Raw genomic sequence first — 20,702 nt, 5'->3', positions numbered from 1 at the left:
CCCCGCTTGTGCCGGATTGCAAGTGGATGTTTCATTTGTGACATAAACAATGATCGAATCTTTTGCTCAACTCTTTGAAGAGTCCCTGAACGCCGTTGAAACCCGTCAAGGTTCCATCGTCAAGGGTACTGTCGTTGCTATCGAAAATGGTTTCGTTCTGGTTGACGCCGGTCTGAAATCCGAGTCCGCTATCCCGGCTGAAGAATTCAAGAACGCCATGGGCGAGCTGGAAATCAACGTAGGCGACTCCGTTGACGTGGCTCTGGACTCTATCGAAGATGGTTTCGGCGAAACCAAGCTGTCCCGTGAAAAAGCCAAGCGCCACGAAGCCTGGCTGCAGCTTGAAAAAGCTTACGAAGAGCAAGCTACCGTTATCGGTATCATCAACGGCAAGGTCAAGGGTGGTTTCACCGTTGAACTGAACGGCATCCGTGCCTTCCTGCCGGGTTCTCTGGTTGACGTGCGTCCGATCCGTGACACCGCTCACCTGGAAAACAAAGAACTCGAGTTCAAAGTCATCAAGCTGGACCAGAAGCGCAACAACGTTGTTGTTTCCCGTCGTGCCGTGATCGAGACCGAGAACACCTCCGAGCGCGAAAGCCTGCTGGCTAACCTGCAAGAAGGTCAAGAAGTTAAGGGTATCGTCAAGAACCTGACCGACTACGGTGCATTCGTAGATCTGGGCGGTGTTGACGGCCTGCTGCACATCACCGACATGGCGTGGAAGCGCGTTAAGCATCCTTCCGAAATCGTCAACGTTGGCGACGAGATCGCAGTCAAGGTTCTGAAGTTCGACCGTGAGCGTACCCGTGTATCCCTGGGTCTGAAGCAGCTGGGCGAAGATCCCTGGGTTGCTATCGCCAAGCGTTACCCGGAGACCACCCGTCTGTCTGGCCGCGTGACCAACCTGACCGACTACGGCTGCTTCGTTGAAATCGAAGAAGGCGTGGAAGGCCTGGTACACGTATCCGAGATGGATTGGACCAACAAGAACATCCACCCGTCCAAGGTTGTTAACGTTGGCGACGTGGTTGACGTGATGGTTCTGGACATCGACGAAGAGCGTCGTCGTATCTCCCTGGGTCTGAAACAGTGCAAATCCAACCCGTGGCAGCTGTTTGCCGAAACTCACGCCAAGGGCGACCGTGTTTCCGGCAAGATCAAGTCCATCACTGACTTCGGTATCTTCATCGGTCTGGATGGCGGCATCGACGGCCTGGTTCACCTGTCTGACATCTCCTGGAACAACCAGGGCGAAGAAGCCGTGCGTGAATTCAAGAAGGGCGACGAGATCGAAGCCGTTGTTCTGCAAGTGGACCCGGAGCGCGAGCGCATCTCCCTGGGCGTCAAGCAGATCGAAGAAGACCCGTTCAATAAGTACCTGTCTGACAACAAGAAAGGTGCTATTGTGAAGGGTAAGGTTACCGAGGTTGATGCCAAGGGTGCCGTGATCGAACTGGCTGACGGCGTAGAAGGCTACCTGCGTGCCTCCGACGCTGCTCGTGACCGCGTAGAAGACGCCACTCTGGTGCTGTCTGTTGGTGACGAAGTTGAAGCCAAGTTCATGGGCGTTGATCGCAAGAACCGCACTGTAAGCCTGTCTGTCCGCGCTAAGGACGAGGCTGATGAGCGTGTTGCTATCGACAGCCTGAACCAACAAGAAGAAGTTGTGTTCAGCAATGCCATGGCTGAAGCGTTCAAAGCCGCCAAGGGTGAATAATCCTTGATGCAAGAAAAGGGCGGCGTGTCACGCCGCCCTTTTTTATCATTGGCGTAATGAATATTGCATGTGATCGGGGAAGGAGATTTAACGTTATGACCAAATCAGATCTCATCGAACAATTGGCTGCCAGCCGCATGCATATGCCGGCCAAGGATGTCGAAGCTGCCATCAAGGAGATCCTTGAGCAGATGGCATCGACTTTGCAAAACGGCGACCGGATTGAAATCCGCGGATTTGGAAGTTTTTCACTGCACTATCGTGCCCCCCGCGTGGGCCGCAACCCCAAAACCGGGGACAAGGTTGAATTGACCGGGAAATATGTTCCCCATTTCAAACCTGGCAAAGAGTTACGCGAGCGAGTGAACATCGCTGAATAATGCAGAAAATGGCATACTTGGGTATGCCTTTTTTGTTTTTATGGTTTGCCTTGTGGCAATTGTCCGGTTTCTCCAAGTCTTTTCCCATTCGCTCTAGAGTCTGCCGGTGATTTTAAGGATAATCAGCCTTTCATTAGATACTGACAGGGAGCTCCTATGAAGCGTATCTTGGCCCTCATTCCACTGGTGCTGGTGTTTATTCTGACCCTGGCCGTCGGTTCGCAAAATGGCCAGCTGGTGCAGTTCAACTATCTGATTGCCCAGGGCGAGTTTTCACTCTCCATGTTGCTGGGATTCTTTTTTGGTGGTGGCTTCCTGCTGGGCTGGCTGGTATTCGGTCTCTTGTTCCTGCGTCTGAAGATGCAGAATCGCACCCTCAATCGCACCATGCGCCGTCAATCCCGCGAGTTGGAGCTGGCTCGGTCGGCTGCCAAGGAATAATGTCCCTCGATGCTTGAACTGCTTTTCCTGCTGTTGCCCATTGCTGCCGGTTACGGCTGGTACATGGGGCGCAGGAGTGTTCGCCAGGACACCCAGAAACAGAGTAACCAGTTTTCCCGCCAGTACGTGGCGGGTCTCAATTATTTGTTGTCCGATGAATCAGACAAGGCGGTGGATCTCTTTATCCAGCTGCTGGAAGTGGACAGCGAAACCATCGAAACCCACCTCTCCCTTGGCAACCTGTTTCGCCAGCGTGGCGAGGTTGATCGTGCCATCAAGATCCACCAGAACCTGGTCACCCGCCAGCTGACCCGGGAACAGCGCCAGCTGGCGTTGCAGGAGCTGGCGCGCGACTTTCTTGCTGCCGGCCTGCTGGACAGGGCCGAGGCGCTCTGGAATGAGCTGTGCGATGACAGCGACTATGAAGAGACGGCGCTGGCCCAGTTGTTGATCATTCATCAGCAACTGCGGGATTGGGACAAGGCCATCGACGTGGCAGTACGGCTGCAGAAGTTTCAGGGCAAGAAGCTGGCCGAACCCATTTCCCATTTTTACTGCGAGCAGGCAGAGAGCGCCTTGCGTGAAGGGGACAACCCCACCGGGCTTGCCAAGCTCAAGCGGGCGCTCAGCGTCAACCCCGCCTGTGCCCGTGCCAGTCTGCGTCTGGCGGAACTGGCCATGGCAGCAGGGGAGTTCGAGCAGGCCAGCAAGGATCTCTTGAGAGTGTTCGAGCAGGATATCGACTTTGCCTCCGAAGCCATTCCCTCCCTCAACGAGTGCTATCAGCGCCTGGGCCGTGCCCACGATCTCATTCCCCTGCTGGAACAGGCGGTGGAGGATCATGCCGGCGTCAGCGTGACGCTGGCATTGGCCAAGCTGGTGGAGGAGCGTGACGGCCTGAGTCAGGCCCGTGCGCTGGTGCTGCGTCAATTGCGCCGTCATCCCTCCATGAAGGGCTTCTATCAGCTGGTGGGCTTCCAGCTGGCGAGCGCAGAGGAGGGGCCTGCCAAGGAGAGCCTTGAGCTATTGCAGCAGCTGGTTGGCGAGCAGATCAAGATCAAATCTACCCACAAGTGCCGGCAGTGCGGTTTTGCCACCCACTCCCTGTTCTGGCAGTGTCCCTCCTGCCGCCAGTGGGGGTCCATCAAGCCGATCCGCGGCCTGGACGGGGAGTAAGAGTCACCACAAGATCATGAGCCAGGCTCCTGCGGCCTGGTGTTTTCAGGTCGAGCCGGGGCCAAGCTCCGGGCGGCGAATAACCATCGATAGGAAGTGAGATGCTAGATCCCAAAGTACTGGTTGCGCTGGATTATCAGCGCGAGGCCGATGCCTTCGCCTTCATTGAACGTATCTCCCCGGCCCAGTGCCGTCTCAAGGTAGGCAAGGAGATGTTTACCCTGTTTGGCCCCCAGTTCGTGCGTCAGCTGGTTGCCAAGGGATTTGATGTCTTTCTGGATCTGAAGTTTCACGACATTCCCAACACCGTCGCCAAGGCGGTAGCCGCCAGTGCCGAGCTCGGCGTCTGGATGGTGAACGTGCACGCCAGCGGTGGCGAGCGGATGATGCGGGCCGCCAAGGAGGCGTTGCTGCCTTATGGCGACAAGGCGCCGCTGCTTATCGGGGTGACCGTGCTGACCAGCATGGAGCAGGCCGACATGGCGCCGCTGGGGCTCACTGTCGGCCCGGCCGAGCAGGTGATCCGGCTGGCCAAATTGACCAAGGAGGCGGGGCTCGATGGGGTGGTCTGCTCCGCCGAAGAGGCGCGTGAATTGAAGGCGCTGCTCGGTGCCGACTTCAAGCTGGTGACGCCGGGGATCCGTCCCGCTGGCTCGGCAGCCGGGGATCAACGCCGGGTCATGACACCGCTGGCGGCGGTGGAGGCGGGGGCCGACTATCTGGTAATTGGCCGCCCCATCACCCAGGCGGCCGATCCTGCCGCTATGCTGGCAGGCATCAATACAGAGCTGGCAAATCGATAATGGACAGGATGCCGGCCCGATGGGGCCGGCATTGCATCAGAGGCGGCTCACTCCTTGGGAGCGGGCTCGCGCAGGGTGATCGGGAGCAGGCCGAGCAGCAGGCCGGCGCCCGAGCCAATCAGATGTGATTCAATGTGTACCCTGGCGCCGATGAGGGCGGACACCGGGCTCTCTCCCGCACTGTAGAAGTCCACCCCGAGCTTGATCGCCACCCCTGCCAGCATCAGCCAGCCGGAGTAGCGGCGATAGCGGATATCCTGCAGCGCCCCCCAGACGAACAGGCCGTGCAGCGCGCCCGATAATCCCATGTACCACTGGGTCTGCGGACACCACCACCAGATACCGAGCCCGACGGCGGAGCCGAGCAGCAACAGCAGCAGCGGCAGCCTAAAACCGGTCAGGTATTCGCGAAACAGGCTGTAAAGTACCCACAACCCGCTCAGATTGAGCAGCAGGTGCCACAGATTGGTGTGGGCCACATTGCCTGTTATGATGCGCCACCCTTCACCCTGGGCTATCAGGGTGCGATCGAAGGAGAGCTGGTGATTCGGCACGATGAAAAAGAGCAGCAAACTGGCGAGTGAAAGCGTGATGACCCAGAGCAATCCTGATTTTTCTGACAACATGAAACAGTCCGACGACAACAAGAGCCGCTACTGTACACGTTGCACCAGAGCCCTCAAAGCCTGTCTGTGTGATTATATTCGGCAGGTGCCGCATCGCGCCCCTCTCCATATTTTGCAGCATCCGAGTGAAGTCGGGCATCCCAAGGGTACCGCCATCCTGCTGGCCGCCTCGCTGACGCAGGCCCGCCTGCATGTGGGCGAACAGGTGGCCGACGTTCCCGAGCTGGCGGCCTTGCTGGCCGATCCCGCGCTGCAGTGTTATCTGCTGTGGCCGGATGAGGAGGCCATCTCGCTTGCCAGGGTGCGGGAGAGGGGGGCAGCCGAGCCGGCTCGCCGGGTCTGTTTTTTGCTGCTCGATGGAACCTGGCGCAAGGCCTACCGGATGTTGCACTGCAACCCTGAGTTGCAGCAGCTGCCGCGGATAAAGCTGGACGCCGTCGCGGGGCAATATTCCATTCGCAAGAAGCCGTTTCCAGAGGCGCTGTCGACCCTGGAAGCGGGCTACCATCTGTTGTCCCAGTGGGAGAGGGCGCCCGATCGCTTCGCCCCGCTGATGACCCTTTTTATCCATTTGAACCGGCAGTGGCACGATTTTGCCCAGGGCCGGCGCAGTTGAACTGCCCAGAGGAGAGTTATTCGTGAAAAAAGCCGTCGTGGTATTCAGTGGTGGTCAAGACAGCACCACCTGCCTGGTTCAGGCCTTGTCCCGTTATGACGAAGTGCACGCCATCACCTTCGATTACGGCCAGCGCCATCGGGAAGAGATCGAGACGGCGCGCCGTCTGGCCAGCCAGCTTGGCATCGCCGCCCACAAGGTGATGGACGTGACCATGCTGGGCGAGCTGGCCATCTCGGCCCTGACCCGGGACGAAATCCCGGTGAGCTTCGAGCTGCAGGACAACGGTCTGCCCAATACCTTCGTACCGGGCCGCAACATCCTGTTCCTCACCCTGGCCGCCATCTACGCCTACCAGGTGGGTGCCGAGGCCGTGATCACCGGGGTGTGCGAGACCGATTTCTCCGGTTACCCCGATTGCCGCGACGAGTTCGTCAAGGCGCTCAATCAGGCTGTCTCCTTGGGGCTGGATCGCGCCATTCGTTTCGAGACCCCGCTGATGTGGCTCGACAAGGCCGAGACCTGGGCACTGGCGGATCACTACGGCCACCTCGACACCGTGCGCCAGCAGACGCTCACCTGCTACAACGGCATTGCCGGCGACGGTTGCGGTGCCTGTCCTGCCTGCGATCTGCGCAGCCGCGGCCTGCAGCAGTACCTGGCCGACAAAGCGGGCGTGACGACGCGCTTGCACCAAAAAACCGGGCTGGGCGAGAAAAGCGGATGCTGAACCTGCGTCTCGGCCATGCTTGGGGTATAATCCGCGACTTTTGCAACCAGCCGTGACCAAGATGCACTACCCAATCAACGAGATATTCCAGACCATCCAGGGGGAGGGGGTCTTCACCGGCCTGCCCGCCATCTTCGTTCGCCTGCAGGGCTGCCCGGTGGGCTGCCCCTGGTGCGATACTCGTCATACCTGGGTGGTCGATCCTGCTCGTGAAGTGGGGGTACAGGCGGTACTCGACTGCTCCAACGAATCCGATGGCTGGAGCAAGATGAGCACGGAGCAGATCCTGGCCAGCTTCCAGCAGCTCGGTTATCAGGCGCGCCACGTGGTGATCACGGGTGGGGAACCCTGCCTCTATGATCTGCAGGATCTCTCTGCCGCCCTGATTGAGGCGGGTTATCAGGTGCAGATCGAAACCAGCGGTACCAGCGAGATCCAGACCCATGAGCAGACCTGGGTCACCGTATCCCCCAAGATCAATATGAAGGGAGGGCTGCCGGTGCTGGTCTCTGCCCTCGAGCGGGCCAACGAAATCAAGCATCCGGTGGCCACCGAGCGCCATGTGGAGGAGCTCGATGCGCTGCTGGCCACCGCCCGCTTGCGTGAAAACGTGGTGATCGCGCTGCAACCCATCAGCCAGAAAACCAGGGCCACTCAATTGGCGATGGCAACCTGCATTGCCCGCAATTGGCGGCTCTCCATCCAGACCCATAAATATCTGGATATCGATTGAGATGGAGTGGTTATCCGACGAGCGGGTATTGTTGTCCCTGGCCAACAAGATGCCTTACGGCAAATATCGGGGGCGTCGCATCATCGATATTCCGGAGCCTTATCTGGTGTGGCTGGCCCGCACCGGTTTTCCCGCCGGTTCACTGGGCCAAACGCTGGCGCTGGCCTATGAAATCAAGCTCAACGGGCTTGAATCCATGATTGTTCCCATTATTAACAGGATGTCGGTATGAGGATATATACGAGGCAGGGTGACAAGGGCATGACTCGCCTGGCCGATGGGCTGCAACTGGCCAAAGACGATATGCGGGTAGAAACCTATGGTTATATTGATGAATTAAATTCTCATATAGGTCTTCTTATTGCCGAGGTGCCTGCGGCCGAAACCGGATTATTGGCAGACTTGTTATTATTGCAACAGGAATTGTTCGATCTGGGCGGGGAGCTGGCATTTTCCAGCGCCGCTCAGGAAGCTGCCATCTGGCAGGTGAATAATGAGTGGACCGTGCGGCTGGAGCAACAAATTGATGCCTACAGCGCCAATTTACCTGTGCTGCGCAACTTTATTTTGCCCAGTGGTTCCCGTGCGGCGGCGCAAGCCCATGTGGTGCGAACCCTGACCCGGCGCTGCGAGCGTCTGCTGCTGACCCTGAGCCGCAGCGAGCAGCTCAATCCGGCCATTCTGCCCTACATGAACCGGCTGAGTGACTGGTTCTTCACCATTGCCCGCTACCTGCTGGCCTGTACGGCGACCCCTGAAGTGCTCTGGATCAAGGCCACAGAGCGGGGCTGATAGCCAGGCTACAGACAATAAAAAACCTCGCGATGCGAGGTTTTTTATTGCGCCAATGTGGCTTTATCAGATGGCAAATTCTTCGACGGATTTACCTTCGGCAACGGCCTTGGCAATCACGGAAGGCATGCGGCCTTGGCCGGTCCAGGTTTTTTCCACGCCGTTGTCCATATAACGGTATTTGGCCGGGCGGGGAGCACGTTTGCCCTTGCTGGCCTTGGCGGGTTCAACGGCCACGGTGCCAACCAATTCGGCCGGATCGATGCCGGCGGCTTTCAGCATTTCGGCGTATTCGTTAATTTTACGCAGATGTTCTTCGCGAGCCTGACGCTCGGCGGCTTCATCCTGCTGGCGCTCGCTGACAATAGCGGAAAGCTTTTCCAGACCTTCTTCCAATTGTTCCAGCGTCAGCTCACGGCAAGCGGCACGTAGGCTACGGACATTCAGCAGGACTTTCAAAAATTCGTTCATAGTGTTCACCACGCGAGCAAAAGAGTGAATTAAATAGATATAGTAATTTTGGCTAATTTATACGGCCATTTATGATCAAGTCAAGTCAGCTGAATTAATAAATTCATAGTGGAAATTAAGTGTTCTATTTTGGATTCAGGCCCGATTCAGAAATATTGGCAACAAACATACTCGACTGAGTTCTTGATAGATGAAAATAGCGACAAAATCATAATGTTTGCACCATTTGACTACCACTATGCCTTTTTAAACCGCGCTATTTGGTGATTTAATCAAAAAACTTGCTATAACGTGCCGGCACGATAAAATGTGCCTCGAATACCTTTAAGTAGAGGCGCGCTGCCTATGACTACTTGTGCGGAGGGTGATGCCTGTGATGCACGAGGAAAGGAGCCAGCGCCGAAGTGGCCAGGCCATCATACCGGGCTGCTGGTTCTGCATCTAATAGGTGCAGGACTGCCATAGTCATCCACTATGGAGCGCTACCTGAAGGGGCTGAGGAGTATTACCTCCCCATGGGTTTTGTTTCTTTATCCTCTCGGTAGATCTCCACCTGCTGTCTTTAGGTGCAAAGAGATCATGGACATCATTCACTATGCCGACTCCGGTTGGTCAATCATTCCGCCCCTGCTGGCCGTTGCTTTGGCAATCCTGACCCGCCGCGTCCTGCTGTCGCTGGGGGTGGGCATAGTCACTGGCAGTCTGCTGCTGAACCAGTTTTCTCCCCTCGATTCCCTGCATTACATGTTGAACACAGTGCTCAAGATCTTCTGGGTCGACGGGGCGCTCAACCGTGACAACATCAACATGCTGCTGTTCATGCTGCTGCTGGGCGGTCTCATCAGCCTGATGAGCGTTTCCGGTGCGACCCGGGCCTTCGCCGAGTGGGCCGCCAAGCGCGCCAAGACCCGCAAGGGGGCCAAGACGCTGACCGGCATGATGGTCTTTGCCTTCTTCATCGATGACTTCTTCCACAGCCTGTCGGTAGGGGCCATCTGCCGTCCGGTGACTGACCGCTTCCAGATCTCCCGCGCCAAGCTGGCTTACTTGCTGGACTCCACCGCCGCACCGGTCTGCGTGCTGATGCCCATCTCCTCTTGGGGTGCTTATATCATCGCCCTGGTAGGCGGCATCATGGCGGCTCACGGTATCACCGGGCAGAGTCCCATCTCCGCCTTCGTCGAGATGATCCCGATGAACCTCTATGCGGTGTTCACTCTGATCATGGTGCTGGTGGTGATCGCGTTCCAGCTCGACATCGGCCCGATGCGTCAGCACGAGCAGTGGGCGCTGGAAGGCAAGCTGTGGGATGAGTCCAAGGGGCGCCCCATCGGCCTGGATATGGAGAGCCCGGAGGAGAGCAACGGCGGCATGATCGACATGGTACTGCCGATCCTGACCCTGACCGCGGCCACCGTCTACTTCATGATTGACTCCGGCGCCGCCGTGCTGGCTGCCAATGGCGAGCCGTTCAGCGTGCTCGGCTCGTTCGAGAATACCAACGTCGGCTCGTCCCTGGTATATGGTGCTCTGTGCAGCCTGGTGGTCTCCATCGGTCTGGCCATGCGTCTCAAGCTCGGTGCCAAGAACTGGATCAAGGCTGCGCCGCAGGGGGTCATGGCCATGTTGCCGGCCATCAATATCCTGTTGTTTGCCTGGACCATCGGCGCCGTGGTGCGTGACGTCGAGACCGGCAAGTACCTGGCATCGCTTGCCAACGGCAACCTGCCCATCGAAGTGCTGCCTGCCGTGGTCTTTATCCTCTCCTGCGCCATGGCGTTTGCCACCGGCACCAGCTGGGGCACCTTCGGCATCATGTTGCCATTGGCCGGTGACATGGCGGCGGCCAGTGACATCACGCTGATGCTGCCGATGCTGGCCGCCGTGCTGGCCGGTTCCGTGTTCGGTGATCACAGCTCGCCCATCTCCAGCACCAGTATCCTGTCGGCCACCGGTGCCGGCTGCCACCACATCGACCACGTGATGACCCAGCTGCCCTATGCCTTGGCCATCGCCTTCGGCGCCGCCCTCGGCTATCTGGTGATGGGGCTGATGCACTCGGTGCTGGCAGGCTTCAGCGTCAGTGCACTCTGGTTCGTCATCTTCTCCAGCTACCATTTGCGCAAGGCAAGGTCCCAAGCGGCCCTGGCCATCGCATAAAAAATACAAGGGGCCGCCAGGCCCCTTGGTTTTACTGGGGGCTTTGGTTAGCATGCGCCCCATAAATTCAGTTTCGGAACAGTACCATGGCTTCACTGCACTACAAGTTTGCCACCATGAATTCAGGCAAATCGACCCAGCTCATTCAGGCGCACTTCAATTATCTGGAGCGGGGCATGCATCCCTTGGCCATGACACCCGCCATCGACGACCGCTTCGGGGCCGGTGTGATCAGTGCCCGGGTAGGGTTGGAGCTGAGAGTCGAAGTGTTCAGCGATAGCTGCGATCTGTTCGAGATGGTAAAAGCCCGCCATGCCGAGCGGCATATCGATGTGTTCATTGTCGATGAAGCCCAGTTCCTGACCAAGGAACAGGTCTATCAACTGGCCCGCCTCGTCGACGAGCAAGACATTCCGGTGATCGCCTACGGCCTCAAGACCGATTTTCGCGGCGAACTGTTTCCCGGTTCCTACCACCTGCTCTGCCTGGCCGACAAGTTCGAGGAGCTGAAAAGCATCTGCTGGTGTGGCAACAAGGCGCACATGAACTCCCGGGTCAATGAAGCAGGGCAAGTGATGCGCGATGGTGAGCAGGTGGAGATCGGCGGCAATGATCGTTATGTCTCCCTGTGCCGCAAACACTATCTGGAAGGACGGGCCTTCAAATAATCCTCTCTTCATCGCGATGGGTGGATAGAAAAAGGCGCCAATCTGGCGCCTTTTTTGTTGCTGGCGGCTCAGTCAATCTCGATGTCGACGGGGGCTATGATGGGATCGGCCACCGGCAGGCGGTGGAACAGCTGGCGAAAGTGCTGCTGCACCCGGCCGATATCCACCAGCGACATGCCAGAGGCGAAGCCAAACCAGACATAGAGACCGGTGAGATCGCGAAACATGGGGGGCAGATAACGGGGCGCACTGATGAGCCCCTCCAGATAGTGCTGATAGAGCACCGGGATGTCGTCCAGGGTCACCTTGCCGACAAACAGCATGGGCAGGATCTCGGGCACCCCCTCCAGCACGGCGCTGCGGATGAAGTTGACCGTCTCCACATAGCCCTTCACATAGGAGAGATCCTTGGTGAAGCAGGCGCCCCCTTCGACCATGCCGCCGCGAAACACCCGCTGGGTGATCTTGTAGGCGTCGTGTTCGCTGGTGCCCTGGCCGACGAAGTGCTGGAACACCTCGATGAAGTCGGCGCCGCGCTCCGCCATGTCGATGGCCATCACCCGATCCGAGATGCGCTTGGCCCGGTCCGGGAAGGAGCTGAAGGTGAGGGTCTCTATCAGCACCGCCAACCCCTCCTGACAGGCAGTAATGCGCGGCGAGCCGGCACTGAGCCAGGTGGCATAGGGTTGCTGGCGGCCGTTGAGGGTGGTGCCCACGTGTACCCAGCCCTCGTGGACCTCCAGCACCTGCAGATCCAGCTCGGAGAAGCGGGCGTGGGAGTTGAGCTTGATGTAATCGCCGCCGGCCGCCGCGTCCGAGACGATGCCATCGCTCAGCTTGACCTGCACGGTGCCGTCACTGAAATAGTTCGACAGCTTGCCCTGCAATTTGGCCACCGCCGCTTCCCCCTCGAACTCTTTGGGGTAGGGGCGGACCAGGTGGCGGGCGCCGGGCAGGGAGAAGATGTCGCACAGCCTCGCGCCCAGCTCCTTGAGGGTCTTGCGATCACCGCGCAGGTGATCGCCGGCCGAACCGTACAGCAGCTGGCTGTAGCGCAGGAAGTCCGGTTGGCCGCGCTGGCGCAGCATCTCGATGACCACCATGTATTGATCCACCGTCTCCTGCAGGATGCGACCAAGCTCGTCCTGGGGACCGAGTCGGCGGCGGATCCTGTCCCGCAGCTCCTTGAGCTCCAGATACTTGTTGCGGGGATCGAAGCCGAGGGGGAGCCCATCATAGAAGGCTTTGTTGACGGCCGGCAGCGTGCGTCTTCCACTGGCCAAAAAGTCGGCCTGCAGGTGACGGGGCCACTTGATGGCATCCAGAATGCGGATGGGCTTTTGCAGGATCAATAGTTCATCCGAGAGGGATTTCAGATGCAGGCGGTACTTTTCTTGGATGGTCATTTAGCCCCCTGTGGGGCGAGTGTGGCGCTGGAATGGGCTGAGTATATGCAGGCGGCTTGCCAAAAAGAAGCGAGGCATGTGCTTATCCGGCCAGTGCGCTTTTGGTTGCCGGAAAATTGGTTTAGACTGCGCCCCTTGATCCCAATTGTGTCGTGGAAATGATGAATATCCCCAGCTCCGAAATGATAATGCGTTGGTTGCAGCAGGCTCGTATCGAGCACTACGTCTGTGATCAGTGCCACGGTATCCACATTGTCTCTCTGCAGTCCGTCGAAGGCATTCAGGAGAGCCGGATCTTCGTCGAAGAGGAAGGGCTGCTGTTTTCATCGGAGCTGGAGGTGCGTCCCTCCGCCTTGCTGCCGTTGGTGGCCGAATTGGGTCGTCTCAACATGCAGTACCCGTCGCTCAAGGTGTTCCTCGACATCATCGATGACAACCTGCCGCGTCTGGTGGTGGGCCACACAGTCTTCACCAAGGCCGGTCTTTCGGTCGAGCAGTTCCTGCTGTTCGTCGAAAGCACCATCGCCACCACCCATGAGGTGGTCTCCGAATGCGAGCGGTTGGGCTTCCTGAATCTGCCGGAAATGCAGGTTGCACCGGAGTCTGTGCACTGATTTGTGCGTTAAATGTGCGAACGGTTCGCCTGATGCAAAAAGCCGTTGACGCCGGCGGGGCTTTCCCCTAAATTACGCCCCGTTCCAGCGCAACGGCGCAGCGAACACCGTGCTGGCTGAGCACGTTAAACAACAGACCAAAATTTGGTGAGGTGTCCGAGTGGCTGAAGGAGCACGCCTGGAAAGTGTGTATACGGCAACGTATCGAGGGTTCGAATCCCTCCCTCACCGCCAAATTAAAAAAACCGACCTGATGGTCGGTTTTTTGCTTCTGAGAGCACAGTAAATCTGATGCTCACAGCGGGTAGGTGAGAACCCTCGCCGGGTTCGAGCAGAACAGCTTGCTGCGATGAACGGCCGCAGGCATCCTCGAAGAGATGAGCCACGCAGTGGCGAATGATCCTCTCCTCATAATACCCAAACAACGTAAAAGGGCCTCTCTTACGATAGGCCCTTTTACTTTATCGGCTGAAGACTGCCTGCCCGGTTCTGACCCAGGCTCGACCTGCGGGCAGGGTAGCCCGGCTGGACGGTCACAGCCCTCCCACAGGGTGAGCGTCAGGGATGGCGCGAATCAATTCTGAGCCACTTGCCCACTTTAAAAGCCCGACCTGCTGGTCGGGCTTTTTTGTTGCTGGCCGGTGATACATCTGTCGATGCGAAGGGCAGGGAATATAGAGCCAAAGCCATGTAGTCAGTGGCAGTCATAGATTGCCCCGCGATGCTCCTTCCTCGCTAGCCATATCACACTATCCAAGTAACCGGCCTGATGGTCGGTTGCTTGGCTATATGGGTGATGCTGTGCTTTGTGCAAGGAAGCTTGCCAAGCTGCCCCATTTTGTTGAGCAGTGCGCTCATCACGTTGCTTCTCTTCTTCTTTGTTACTCTGACGCCAAGAGGCCTGACTTTCGAAGACCTCTTGGCGCGCTTCTTTCTGTTTATCTTTGCCACGGTGAGAGTCTGTGGTGTCCCGCTATTTAACTGGCAAAGAGCCTCTTGCTCAGCGAGTGAACCCTGGGTAATTGGTGATGGGAATAGATATAAACTCTGTCTTGCGCAATGGATTGCCATTTATTTAGTTATTAGTGCTGGCTGTGCAAGGAATAGTGGTTTTATGTGCCAACTACGCAACTTGTTGCGCCGCATGGCGGCTGTGCAAGTGAGAGTTTATTTTAATTGTTTGTTTTTTAAAGAAAAAACTGTTTGGCATGGTCACTGCTAACGGATTCGGTCGAGTGTCATTACCGTTCAACCAATCAGGAGCATACCCATGCCAACTCCATGTTATATCAGCATCGAAGGTAAAACCCAGGGCAACATCACCGCCGGTGCCTTCACCTCTGATTCCGTCGGCAATATCTTCGTGCAAGGTCACGAAGACGAGATGCTGGTGCAAGAGTTCCAGCACGTTGTCACCGTACCGACCGATCCGCAATCCGGTCAGCCTGCTGGTCAGCGTGTCCACAAGCCGTTCAAGTTCACCGTTGCGCTGAACAAAGCTGTACCGCTGATGTACAACTCTCTGGCGTCCGGCGAAATGCTGCCGAAAGTGACCCTGAAGTGGTACCGCACCTCTGTCGAGGGCAAGCAGGAGCACTTCTTTTCTACCGTACTGACCGATGCCACCATCGTTGACATCGACTGCCAGATGCCGCACTGCCAGGATCCGGCGAAGTCTGACTTCACCCAGCTGATCCAGGTCTCTCTGGCCTACCGCAAGATTGATTGGGAACACACCGTTGCCGGCACTTCCGGTGCGGACGACTGGCGTGCGCCGATCGAGGCGTAATTTGCCAATCAGGGGCACTGCGTGCGGTGCCCCTTGTTTTCCTCACCCATAGCCCGTTGCTTTCAACCAAGTCAGCTTATTTCTCCCTCATTTTTCTTATGTCCGTTTGCCTGGCGTGAGCGGGTACAAGAAAAAATCCGGGTTTACGTCTTGCCGCACGCCGTCAAGGGCGTGCGGTAGCCATGGTGTCAGAAAAACCGGGGCGAAGGCGGATCTCTCACACGGCTTGCAGTGTCCCACCCGATGGGGCCGCACGATATCTCAGGGGCGCGCAGCGATGGCAGACAGCACAGGATTACAATTTACCGTCAAGGTGGGGGCCCTGCCCGAGAGCACCTTCGTGGTGGCCGAGTTTGCACTGGATGAGGCGCTGAACCAGCCGTTCAACCTGCGCCTGGAGTTGGCGAGTGCCCAGCCCGACATCGACTTTGGCGCCGTGCTGGACCAGCCGTGCGAGCTGCTGGTGTGGTACAACGGCGAGCTGCAACGCCGGGTGTGCGGGGTGGTCAGTGACTTTGCGCAGGGTGATAGCGGCTTTCGCCGCACCCGCTATCAGCTCACGGTGCAGCCGGCCCTGTGGCGGCTCTCTTTGCGCCAGAACTCCCGCATCTTCCAGGCGCAAAAGCCCGATGAAATCCTCTCCATCCTGTTGCAAGAGCACGGCATCACCGACTACGCCTTTGCGCTCAAAAACGAGCACGCCAAACGGGAGTACTGCGTTCAGTATCGCGAAACAGACCTCGATTTTGTGAACCGCCTCGCCGCCGAAGAGGGGATGTTCTACTTCCACGAGTTTGAAGCGGGCAAGCACCGCATCGTGTTTGCCGATGACGCAGCCGCCCTGACCGCCGGCCCCGAGCTCTTCTTCAACCTCGGCAACCGTTCCCTCGAGCAAGGCCCCTATGTACGGCAGTTCCACTACCGGGAGGCGGTGCGCCCCTCGGATGTGGAGCTCAAGGACTACAGCTTCAAGACCCCGGCTTATGGTCTCTCCCACAAGAAGCAGGGCAGTGAGCTCGAACACCAGCGCGACACCTACCAGCACTTCGACTATCCGGGCCGCTACAAAGAGGACCCGAGCGGCAAGGCCTTTGCCCAGCAGCGGCTGGATGCCCTGCGCAATGACGCGGTGGCGGGCAATGGCAAGTCCAACAGCGCAGCCCTCTTGCCGGGACAGACCTTCTCACTCACCGAACACCCGAACGGGGCGCTCAACACCGACTGGCAAATCGTGCGCATCCAGCACACCGGCTTGCAGCCGCAGGCACTGGAAGAGGAGGGGGGCAGCGGCCCGACCGTCTATCACAACGAATTCGACGTGGTGAAAGCCAGCTCCACCTGGCGGGCGCGCATCGGCAGCCCCGAGGCACCTCACAAGCCGATGGTGGATGGCCCGCAAATCGCCATGGTGGTGGGCCCCGAAGGGGAGGAGATTTACTGCGATGAGCACGGCCGGGTGAAGCTGCAGTTCCCGTGGGACCGTTACGGCTCGAGCAACGACCAGAGCTCCTGCTGGGTGCGTGTATCCCAGGGCTGGGCCGGCGGTCAGTACGGCATGATGGCCATCCCGCGCATCGGCCACGAGGTCATCGTGAGCTTTTTGGAAGGGGACCCCGACCAGCCTATCGTCACCGGTCGTACCTACCACGCCACCAATCGGCCGCCCTACGAGCTGCCGGCCAACAAGACCCGCACCGTGCTGCGCACCGAAACCCACCAGGGTGAGGGCTTCAACGAGCTGCGCTTTGAAGACCAGGCGGGGCAGGAAGAGATTTACATCCACGGTCAGAAAGATCTGAACGTGCTTATCGAGAACGACGCCGCCTGGCACATCAAACACGACGAGCATCGGGATATCGACAACGAGCGGGTGACCCGTGTCAGGAAGGTACCGGGTGAGGAGGGGGCCCCGCCCAGTCTTGGCAACGATCATCTGACCGTTGAAGGAGAGAAGCGGGACCATATCAAGGCTGACTACTCGCTGACCGTGGATGCCTCCATGCATCAAAAACTTGGTCAGCGCTGGCTCACCCAGGCGGGGCAGGAAGTGCATGTAAAAGCCGGTGCCAAGGTGGTGCTGGAAGCCGGCTCTGAAATTACCGTCAAGGTAGGTGGCTGCTTTATCAAGGTTGATGGCGGCGGCGTCACCCTGGTCGGCCCCACCATCAAGATGAACTCGGGTGGCAATGCCGGTTCTGGATCCGGTTGGGCTGGCAAGGTACCCAAGAGCATGGAGGGCATGCTGGACAGCCCTCACACACGCTGGATGAAGTTTTATCACCTCGACTCCGAGCTGATGCCGCTGGCGGGCACCCCCTACAAGGCCGTGCTGAGTGATGGTTCGGTGCGGGAAGGCACGCTGGATGGTGAGGGTATGGCGCTGCTCGAGAATGTGCCTGCTGGCACCGCCTCAGTGACCTATGACCTGCAGGACACTTTTGCCGATCTGCCCCGTGAATCCATCTCGGCCCTCACCGGCCATCTCGACAGTCTGAGCGACGAGGGCTGATATGTTCGGTAACGATCTGTTTGAGCAGCTCTATGAGCACCTGGATAAGGCGGTGTCTGGTGGCGCGGCCTATGTCAAACAAAGTGCAGAGGCGGTAAAAAAGGGGGTTGCTTCAAGCCTGCAGTGGATTTGGGAGGCCCTGCAGGGGGATTTCAACCCCAATCAAAGTGCAGGACAAATCGCCGCCAATGCGGTGCTGGGTCTTATTCCGGTCGTCGATCAGGTACTGGATTGCCGTGATCTGATTGCCAATGCCCGGGATATTTCCCGTGATCCCAAGCAGCCGGAGAAGTGGGTTTTCCTCAGCTTTACCCTGATAGGGCTGATCCCGTCGCTGGGTTCAGCCCTCAAGGGGGTGTTGAAGATCATCTTCCTGTTTGTCCGCAAGGCGGGTGGGGATGCCAGCAAGGCGATCAGACCCGCAATGGCGCCCGTGCTGACGTTTCTCAGTGATCCCAAGGTCAAGAAAGTGCTGGGTATCTCGCGTCTCGACAAGGTACTGAAAGAATTTGCTGGCCAGATCCGTGGGTTGAGAGGACAGATTGCGGTCAGTGTGCTGCTGGGTTATCTGAACGATGCCGTCAAGTCGTTGACCAGCTTGATCGGCAAGATAAAGGGATTGGCTCCTGCTTCAGTCAGGATCTGGCTTGAGCAATCCCAGCGTCTGGTGTTGCAGATGCAGTCACAGGCGGGTCAGATGTTGCCTGTCGCCATGGGGCCCGTGCTCAAATCCCTCGATGAAATTGCCGCTGGATTGGAGAAAGAGGCGGTCAAGCATGCCCCTGGTTACAAGGCCGTGCCCGGTGGTACCGTTATCCACCCGCTGCCGGACGATGTGGTCAAAGTAGATCTCAAGATCCTGAGCCGCTCCAAGAAAGGGATTTATGGCGAGATCATCAGCGACAACTGGATGGCGAATCACAAGTTCGAGAACCTGTTGCCAGAACATCGTCGGGTACGTAGCCTGAATGACAAGCCCAGAGGGCGGGGCATCGATGGTATCTACAAGAATACCAATCCTCCACCTCCCTACGTGGTGACCGAGACCAAGTTTCGGACGGCAGGGGGGGAGTATATCGACGGGGATGGCACCAAGAGCACCCAGTTGTTGTCGATGACCAAGGGGTCGGGCAAGCAGATGAGCGGCCAGTGGATAGACAAGCGATTGCCCGATGAGATCACGGACAAGAAAATATTAAAAGATCTTAAAAATGAAGGTTATGAGGCTTGGCTAATGATTGTCGATGAATCTGGTAAAGTGATACAGATAACCAAGCTGGATAAGTCAGCCAATGCCGTAGGTACGATTTCGATCAAGTAGGAGCAGTGAATGAGTTCGTTTATTGAGCAGCGTCGAGATCCACTATTATCTGAGCCGTTTTTTTTAGAGCAGATAGAGGATTATAAAGAGTCATCATATTTTGACCAAAGTTGGTGGGCTAAAATAAACGATCCCTTACATGAACGCTGGAGTGATCCACATCGACGTCCTACCCGCTCCATGGCCAGTGAAAGCATGTTCATGGACAACTTGGAACATGCAATTCTCCTTTATTCTGGTGGCGTATCCCACGAAGAGATCAATGCATGCCTCTCGATAGTAACAAAAGAACTGCTGCGCCATAAAAAAGAGTTTCCAGATGAACAGTTTTATTACTGGGAGCAAGATGCCTATCAATATCTGCTCTGGATGTTCTCATTAAGCATCCTCTATGGCCAGGATGAGATGTTGCCCGAGTTGGTGCGTTATATCAGTAAGAATCCGGAAGGGGACGACGACCCGCTGTGGAGCGTACTGTTGGCCCGCCTGGGTTATCCTGGCTTCCCTCGAGGTCCAGAATCCTATATTCCAGAGGTGTACCGCCCGCTATTTGATGCCATCAAGGGAGATGGTGTGAATCCAACCAAGGTTGAGCGTCAGGCGAGCATCAAGCAATATCTCAAAGGATGGTACAAGGGGTGTAAAGAGTGCTATTGGCACGACAGGCACAAGGCAAAGCATGCCATCTACTTTGGCTATTGGGCTTTTGAAGCGGCGCTGGTCACCCTGCTCTATGAGCTGGATGACAGCAGCTATCGAGATATGCGCTATTACCCCAAGGATCTGGTCGATTATGCCAGAGCCAATGGTATTGCAGAGAAATGGCAGGCATTGCGAGTAGCCCAACATCCTATTGCCATGCCGGGTTCAGTGGTGGAGCAGGATGGCAACTGGCGCTGCAACCTGACCGATGAGCAGTGGCAGCTTCGCAAAGGGCAGCGCTTACCTTCCCAAACCCATGTCAACAAGGATGACATGTTGTTCTGGGTACAGGAGTAGTCCGCAGTGTATCGATCATGCATTGTCTGCGTGATCGATACATCGCGAACCGAGCATCGTTTTGGTGCTGCCGTGGTATTGCTTGGCCCCTTTGGCTCTGTATGAAAAAATCGAGAAAGAAAGGTGAAGGCGATAAAAAAACTATTTCTGCTCCTATCCGCCATTATCTTGTCACCCCTGTTGATTCCCATGGTCTATGTCGAAAGACGAAGAAAGAAATGGCTTCTATCAATTTTACTATCTCCTCTGCCTGAAGAGATCAGAGTCGGCAGATTGAGCGCGCTGATGAATACCCATACTGATGATCTACAGGGTGGCATTGTGTCAGCACTTGTTGAATTCAACTCTGATGAACATTGGGTGTGTCTCAATATTGACTGGCGAGACGTCGAGGAAGTTGAGTTGCAGGGCAACGCATTGGCGGATATTCACGGTATCAAGGAACATTTTATTTGCTCCGAACAGGGTGAGGATACATCGGTTTGGCACATGTTGGTGCTTTATGACTTATGGCTGCAAGCGCGAGGATATGAAGTCGTGCTTTGGGATATAGATGCAGATCAATATACAGGATTTATTTGTCGAACGGATGTTCTCGATAAACTGTTAAACGAGGGGCGCAAGCTGGGTTTGGACCTGGTCAAGCTGGATCATGTGAACGAGCAATAAGATTATTGGGCGCCATGGGAATGTTCAGAATAAGGTCTATTTAAAAGTTGATAAGCAATAGAAAGTCTATCTGGTTGTA

At 57.0% G+C, this 20,702-nt stretch carries 21 protein-coding genes, 1 tRNA gene and 1 riboswitch; of the genes, 19 read left to right on the top strand and 3 right to left on the bottom strand.

Translation table 11 applies throughout. The features are described from left to right. The first annotated feature begins 49 nt into the window (after positions 1-49). From rpsA to pyrF, 5 genes are all read left to right on the top strand, one after another. Positions 50-1,720, top strand: coding sequence for a 30S ribosomal protein S1 (gene rpsA, locus AACQ43_RS01190; protein ID WP_011705690.1), 1,671 nt, complete (start codon positions 50-52; stop codon positions 1,718-1,720). A gap of 95 nt (positions 1,721-1,815) precedes the next feature. Next, complete coding sequence (ihfB, locus tag AACQ43_RS01185) at positions 1,816-2,100, top strand: integration host factor subunit beta (protein ID WP_011705691.1); 285 nt, start codon at positions 1,816-1,818, stop codon at positions 2,098-2,100. A 156-nt stretch (positions 2,101-2,256) separates the two neighbouring features. Beyond that, positions 2,257-2,541, top strand: a complete 285-nt coding sequence (locus AACQ43_RS01180) for a LapA family protein (protein ID WP_011705692.1) — start codon at positions 2,257-2,259, stop codon at positions 2,539-2,541. Positions 2,542-2,550: 9 nt separating this feature from the next. Beyond that, entirely contained in the window at positions 2,551-3,717 is a 1,167-nt protein-coding gene (lapB, locus tag AACQ43_RS01175; RefSeq protein ID WP_118881421.1) for a lipopolysaccharide assembly protein LapB, read from the top strand. 101 nt (positions 3,718-3,818) lie between these two features. Further along, entirely contained in the window at positions 3,819-4,520 is a 702-nt protein-coding gene (gene pyrF, locus AACQ43_RS01170; RefSeq protein WP_168965503.1) for an orotidine-5'-phosphate decarboxylase, read from the top strand. Positions 4,521-4,567: 47 nt separating this feature from the next. On the opposite strand, the gene rrtA is transcribed toward pyrF, so the two are convergent. Next, positions 4,568-5,146, bottom strand: a complete 579-nt coding sequence (gene rrtA / locus AACQ43_RS01165; RefSeq protein ID WP_236662836.1) for a rhombosortase — start codon at positions 5,144-5,146, stop codon at positions 4,568-4,570. Here rrtA and AACQ43_RS01160 point away from each other — a divergent pair. The 5 genes from AACQ43_RS01160 (at position 5,076) to AACQ43_RS01140 (ending at position 8,017) form a co-directional block, all read left to right on the top strand. Further along, positions 5,076-5,762, top strand: coding sequence for a tRNA-uridine aminocarboxypropyltransferase (locus AACQ43_RS01160; protein ID WP_211162437.1), 687 nt, complete (start codon positions 5,076-5,078; stop codon positions 5,760-5,762). The genes rrtA and AACQ43_RS01160 overlap by 71 nt on opposite strands. Before the next feature lie 22 nt (positions 5,763-5,784). Beyond that, positions 5,785-6,492: a 7-cyano-7-deazaguanine synthase QueC gene (gene queC, locus AACQ43_RS01155; protein WP_017410180.1), complete on the top strand. Its 708-nt coding sequence runs from the start codon at positions 5,785-5,787 to the stop codon at positions 6,490-6,492. 61 nt (positions 6,493-6,553) lie between these two features. Beyond that, positions 6,554-7,225, top strand: coding sequence for a 7-carboxy-7-deazaguanine synthase QueE (queE, locus tag AACQ43_RS01150; protein WP_168965498.1), 672 nt, complete (start codon positions 6,554-6,556; stop codon positions 7,223-7,225). A 1-nt stretch (position 7,226) separates the two neighbouring features. Continuing rightward, positions 7,227-7,457 (top strand): DUF3820 family protein, encoded by a 231-nt coding sequence (locus tag AACQ43_RS01145; protein WP_005299948.1) that lies wholly within the window; start codon positions 7,227-7,229, stop codon positions 7,455-7,457. Then, positions 7,454-8,017 (top strand): cob(I)yrinic acid a,c-diamide adenosyltransferase, encoded by a 564-nt coding sequence (locus tag AACQ43_RS01140; RefSeq protein ID WP_168965496.1) that lies wholly within the window; start codon positions 7,454-7,456, stop codon positions 8,015-8,017. Before AACQ43_RS01145 ends, AACQ43_RS01140 begins: the two co-directional genes overlap by 4 nt. 66 nt (positions 8,018-8,083) lie before the next feature. Here the strand turns inward: AACQ43_RS01140 and AACQ43_RS01135 are convergent, their stop codons facing one another. Further along, positions 8,084-8,488: an H-NS family histone-like protein gene (locus AACQ43_RS01135; RefSeq protein ID WP_011705701.1), complete on the bottom strand. Its 405-nt coding sequence runs from the start codon at positions 8,486-8,488 to the stop codon at positions 8,084-8,086. 321 nt (positions 8,489-8,809) lie between these two features. Beyond that, positions 8,810-8,981, top strand: a riboswitch (Lysine riboswitch). An 86-nt stretch (positions 8,982-9,067) separates the two neighbouring features. Here AACQ43_RS01135 and AACQ43_RS01130 point away from each other — a divergent pair. Next, positions 9,068-10,648, top strand: coding sequence for a Na+/H+ antiporter NhaC family protein (locus tag AACQ43_RS01130; RefSeq protein WP_076359624.1), 1,581 nt, complete (start codon positions 9,068-9,070; stop codon positions 10,646-10,648). Between the two features lie 86 nt (positions 10,649-10,734). Next, positions 10,735-11,316, top strand: a complete 582-nt coding sequence (locus AACQ43_RS01125; protein WP_076359622.1) for a thymidine kinase — start codon at positions 10,735-10,737, stop codon at positions 11,314-11,316. A gap of 68 nt (positions 11,317-11,384) precedes the next feature. On the opposite strand, the gene AACQ43_RS01120 is transcribed toward AACQ43_RS01125, so the two are convergent. Beyond that, entirely contained in the window at positions 11,385-12,722 is a 1,338-nt protein-coding gene (locus AACQ43_RS01120) for a flavohemoglobin expression-modulating QEGLA motif protein (RefSeq protein WP_168965494.1), read from the bottom strand. 158 nt (positions 12,723-12,880) lie between these two features. Between AACQ43_RS01120 and AACQ43_RS01115 the strand changes: the two genes are divergently transcribed. From AACQ43_RS01115 to AACQ43_RS01085, 7 genes are all read left to right on the top strand, one after another. Continuing rightward, positions 12,881-13,336: a YbjN domain-containing protein gene (locus AACQ43_RS01115; RefSeq protein WP_161969062.1), complete on the top strand. Its 456-nt coding sequence runs from the start codon at positions 12,881-12,883 to the stop codon at positions 13,334-13,336. A gap of 146 nt (positions 13,337-13,482) precedes the next feature. Continuing rightward, positions 13,483-13,570, top strand: a tRNA-Ser gene (locus tag AACQ43_RS01110). Between the two features lie 1,036 nt (positions 13,571-14,606). Further along, on the top strand, positions 14,607-15,125 hold the full coding sequence (gene hcp1, locus AACQ43_RS01105) for a type VI secretion system effector Hcp1 (protein WP_010634822.1): 519 nt from the start codon (positions 14,607-14,609) through the stop codon (positions 15,123-15,125). Between the two features lie 277 nt (positions 15,126-15,402). After that, positions 15,403-17,634: a type VI secretion system effector VgrG gene (vgrG, locus tag AACQ43_RS01100; protein WP_168965492.1), complete on the top strand. Its 2,232-nt coding sequence runs from the start codon at positions 15,403-15,405 to the stop codon at positions 17,632-17,634. A 1-nt stretch (position 17,635) separates the two neighbouring features. After that, positions 17,636-18,955, top strand: coding sequence for a type VI secretion system polymorphic nuclease effector (locus AACQ43_RS01095; protein ID WP_168965490.1), 1,320 nt, complete (start codon positions 17,636-17,638; stop codon positions 18,953-18,955). 9 nt (positions 18,956-18,964) lie between these two features. Further along, complete coding sequence (locus AACQ43_RS01090; RefSeq protein WP_076362875.1) at positions 18,965-19,954, top strand: type VI secretion system immunity protein; 990 nt, start codon at positions 18,965-18,967, stop codon at positions 19,952-19,954. Between the two features lie 285 nt (positions 19,955-20,239). Continuing rightward, positions 20,240-20,623 (top strand): DUF6630 family protein, encoded by a 384-nt coding sequence (locus tag AACQ43_RS01085; RefSeq protein WP_248280948.1) that lies wholly within the window; start codon positions 20,240-20,242, stop codon positions 20,621-20,623. The last annotated feature ends 79 nt before the right edge of the window (positions 20,624-20,702 follow it).

The sequence above is a fragment of the Aeromonas sp. DNRA1 genome, from assembly GCF_963888745.1.
Classification (GTDB): domain Bacteria; phylum Pseudomonadota; class Gammaproteobacteria; order Enterobacterales; family Aeromonadaceae; genus Aeromonas; species Aeromonas hydrophila.
Note: the sequence above shows the minus strand (reverse complement) of the source record. Positions and strands in the feature narration are given on the sequence as shown.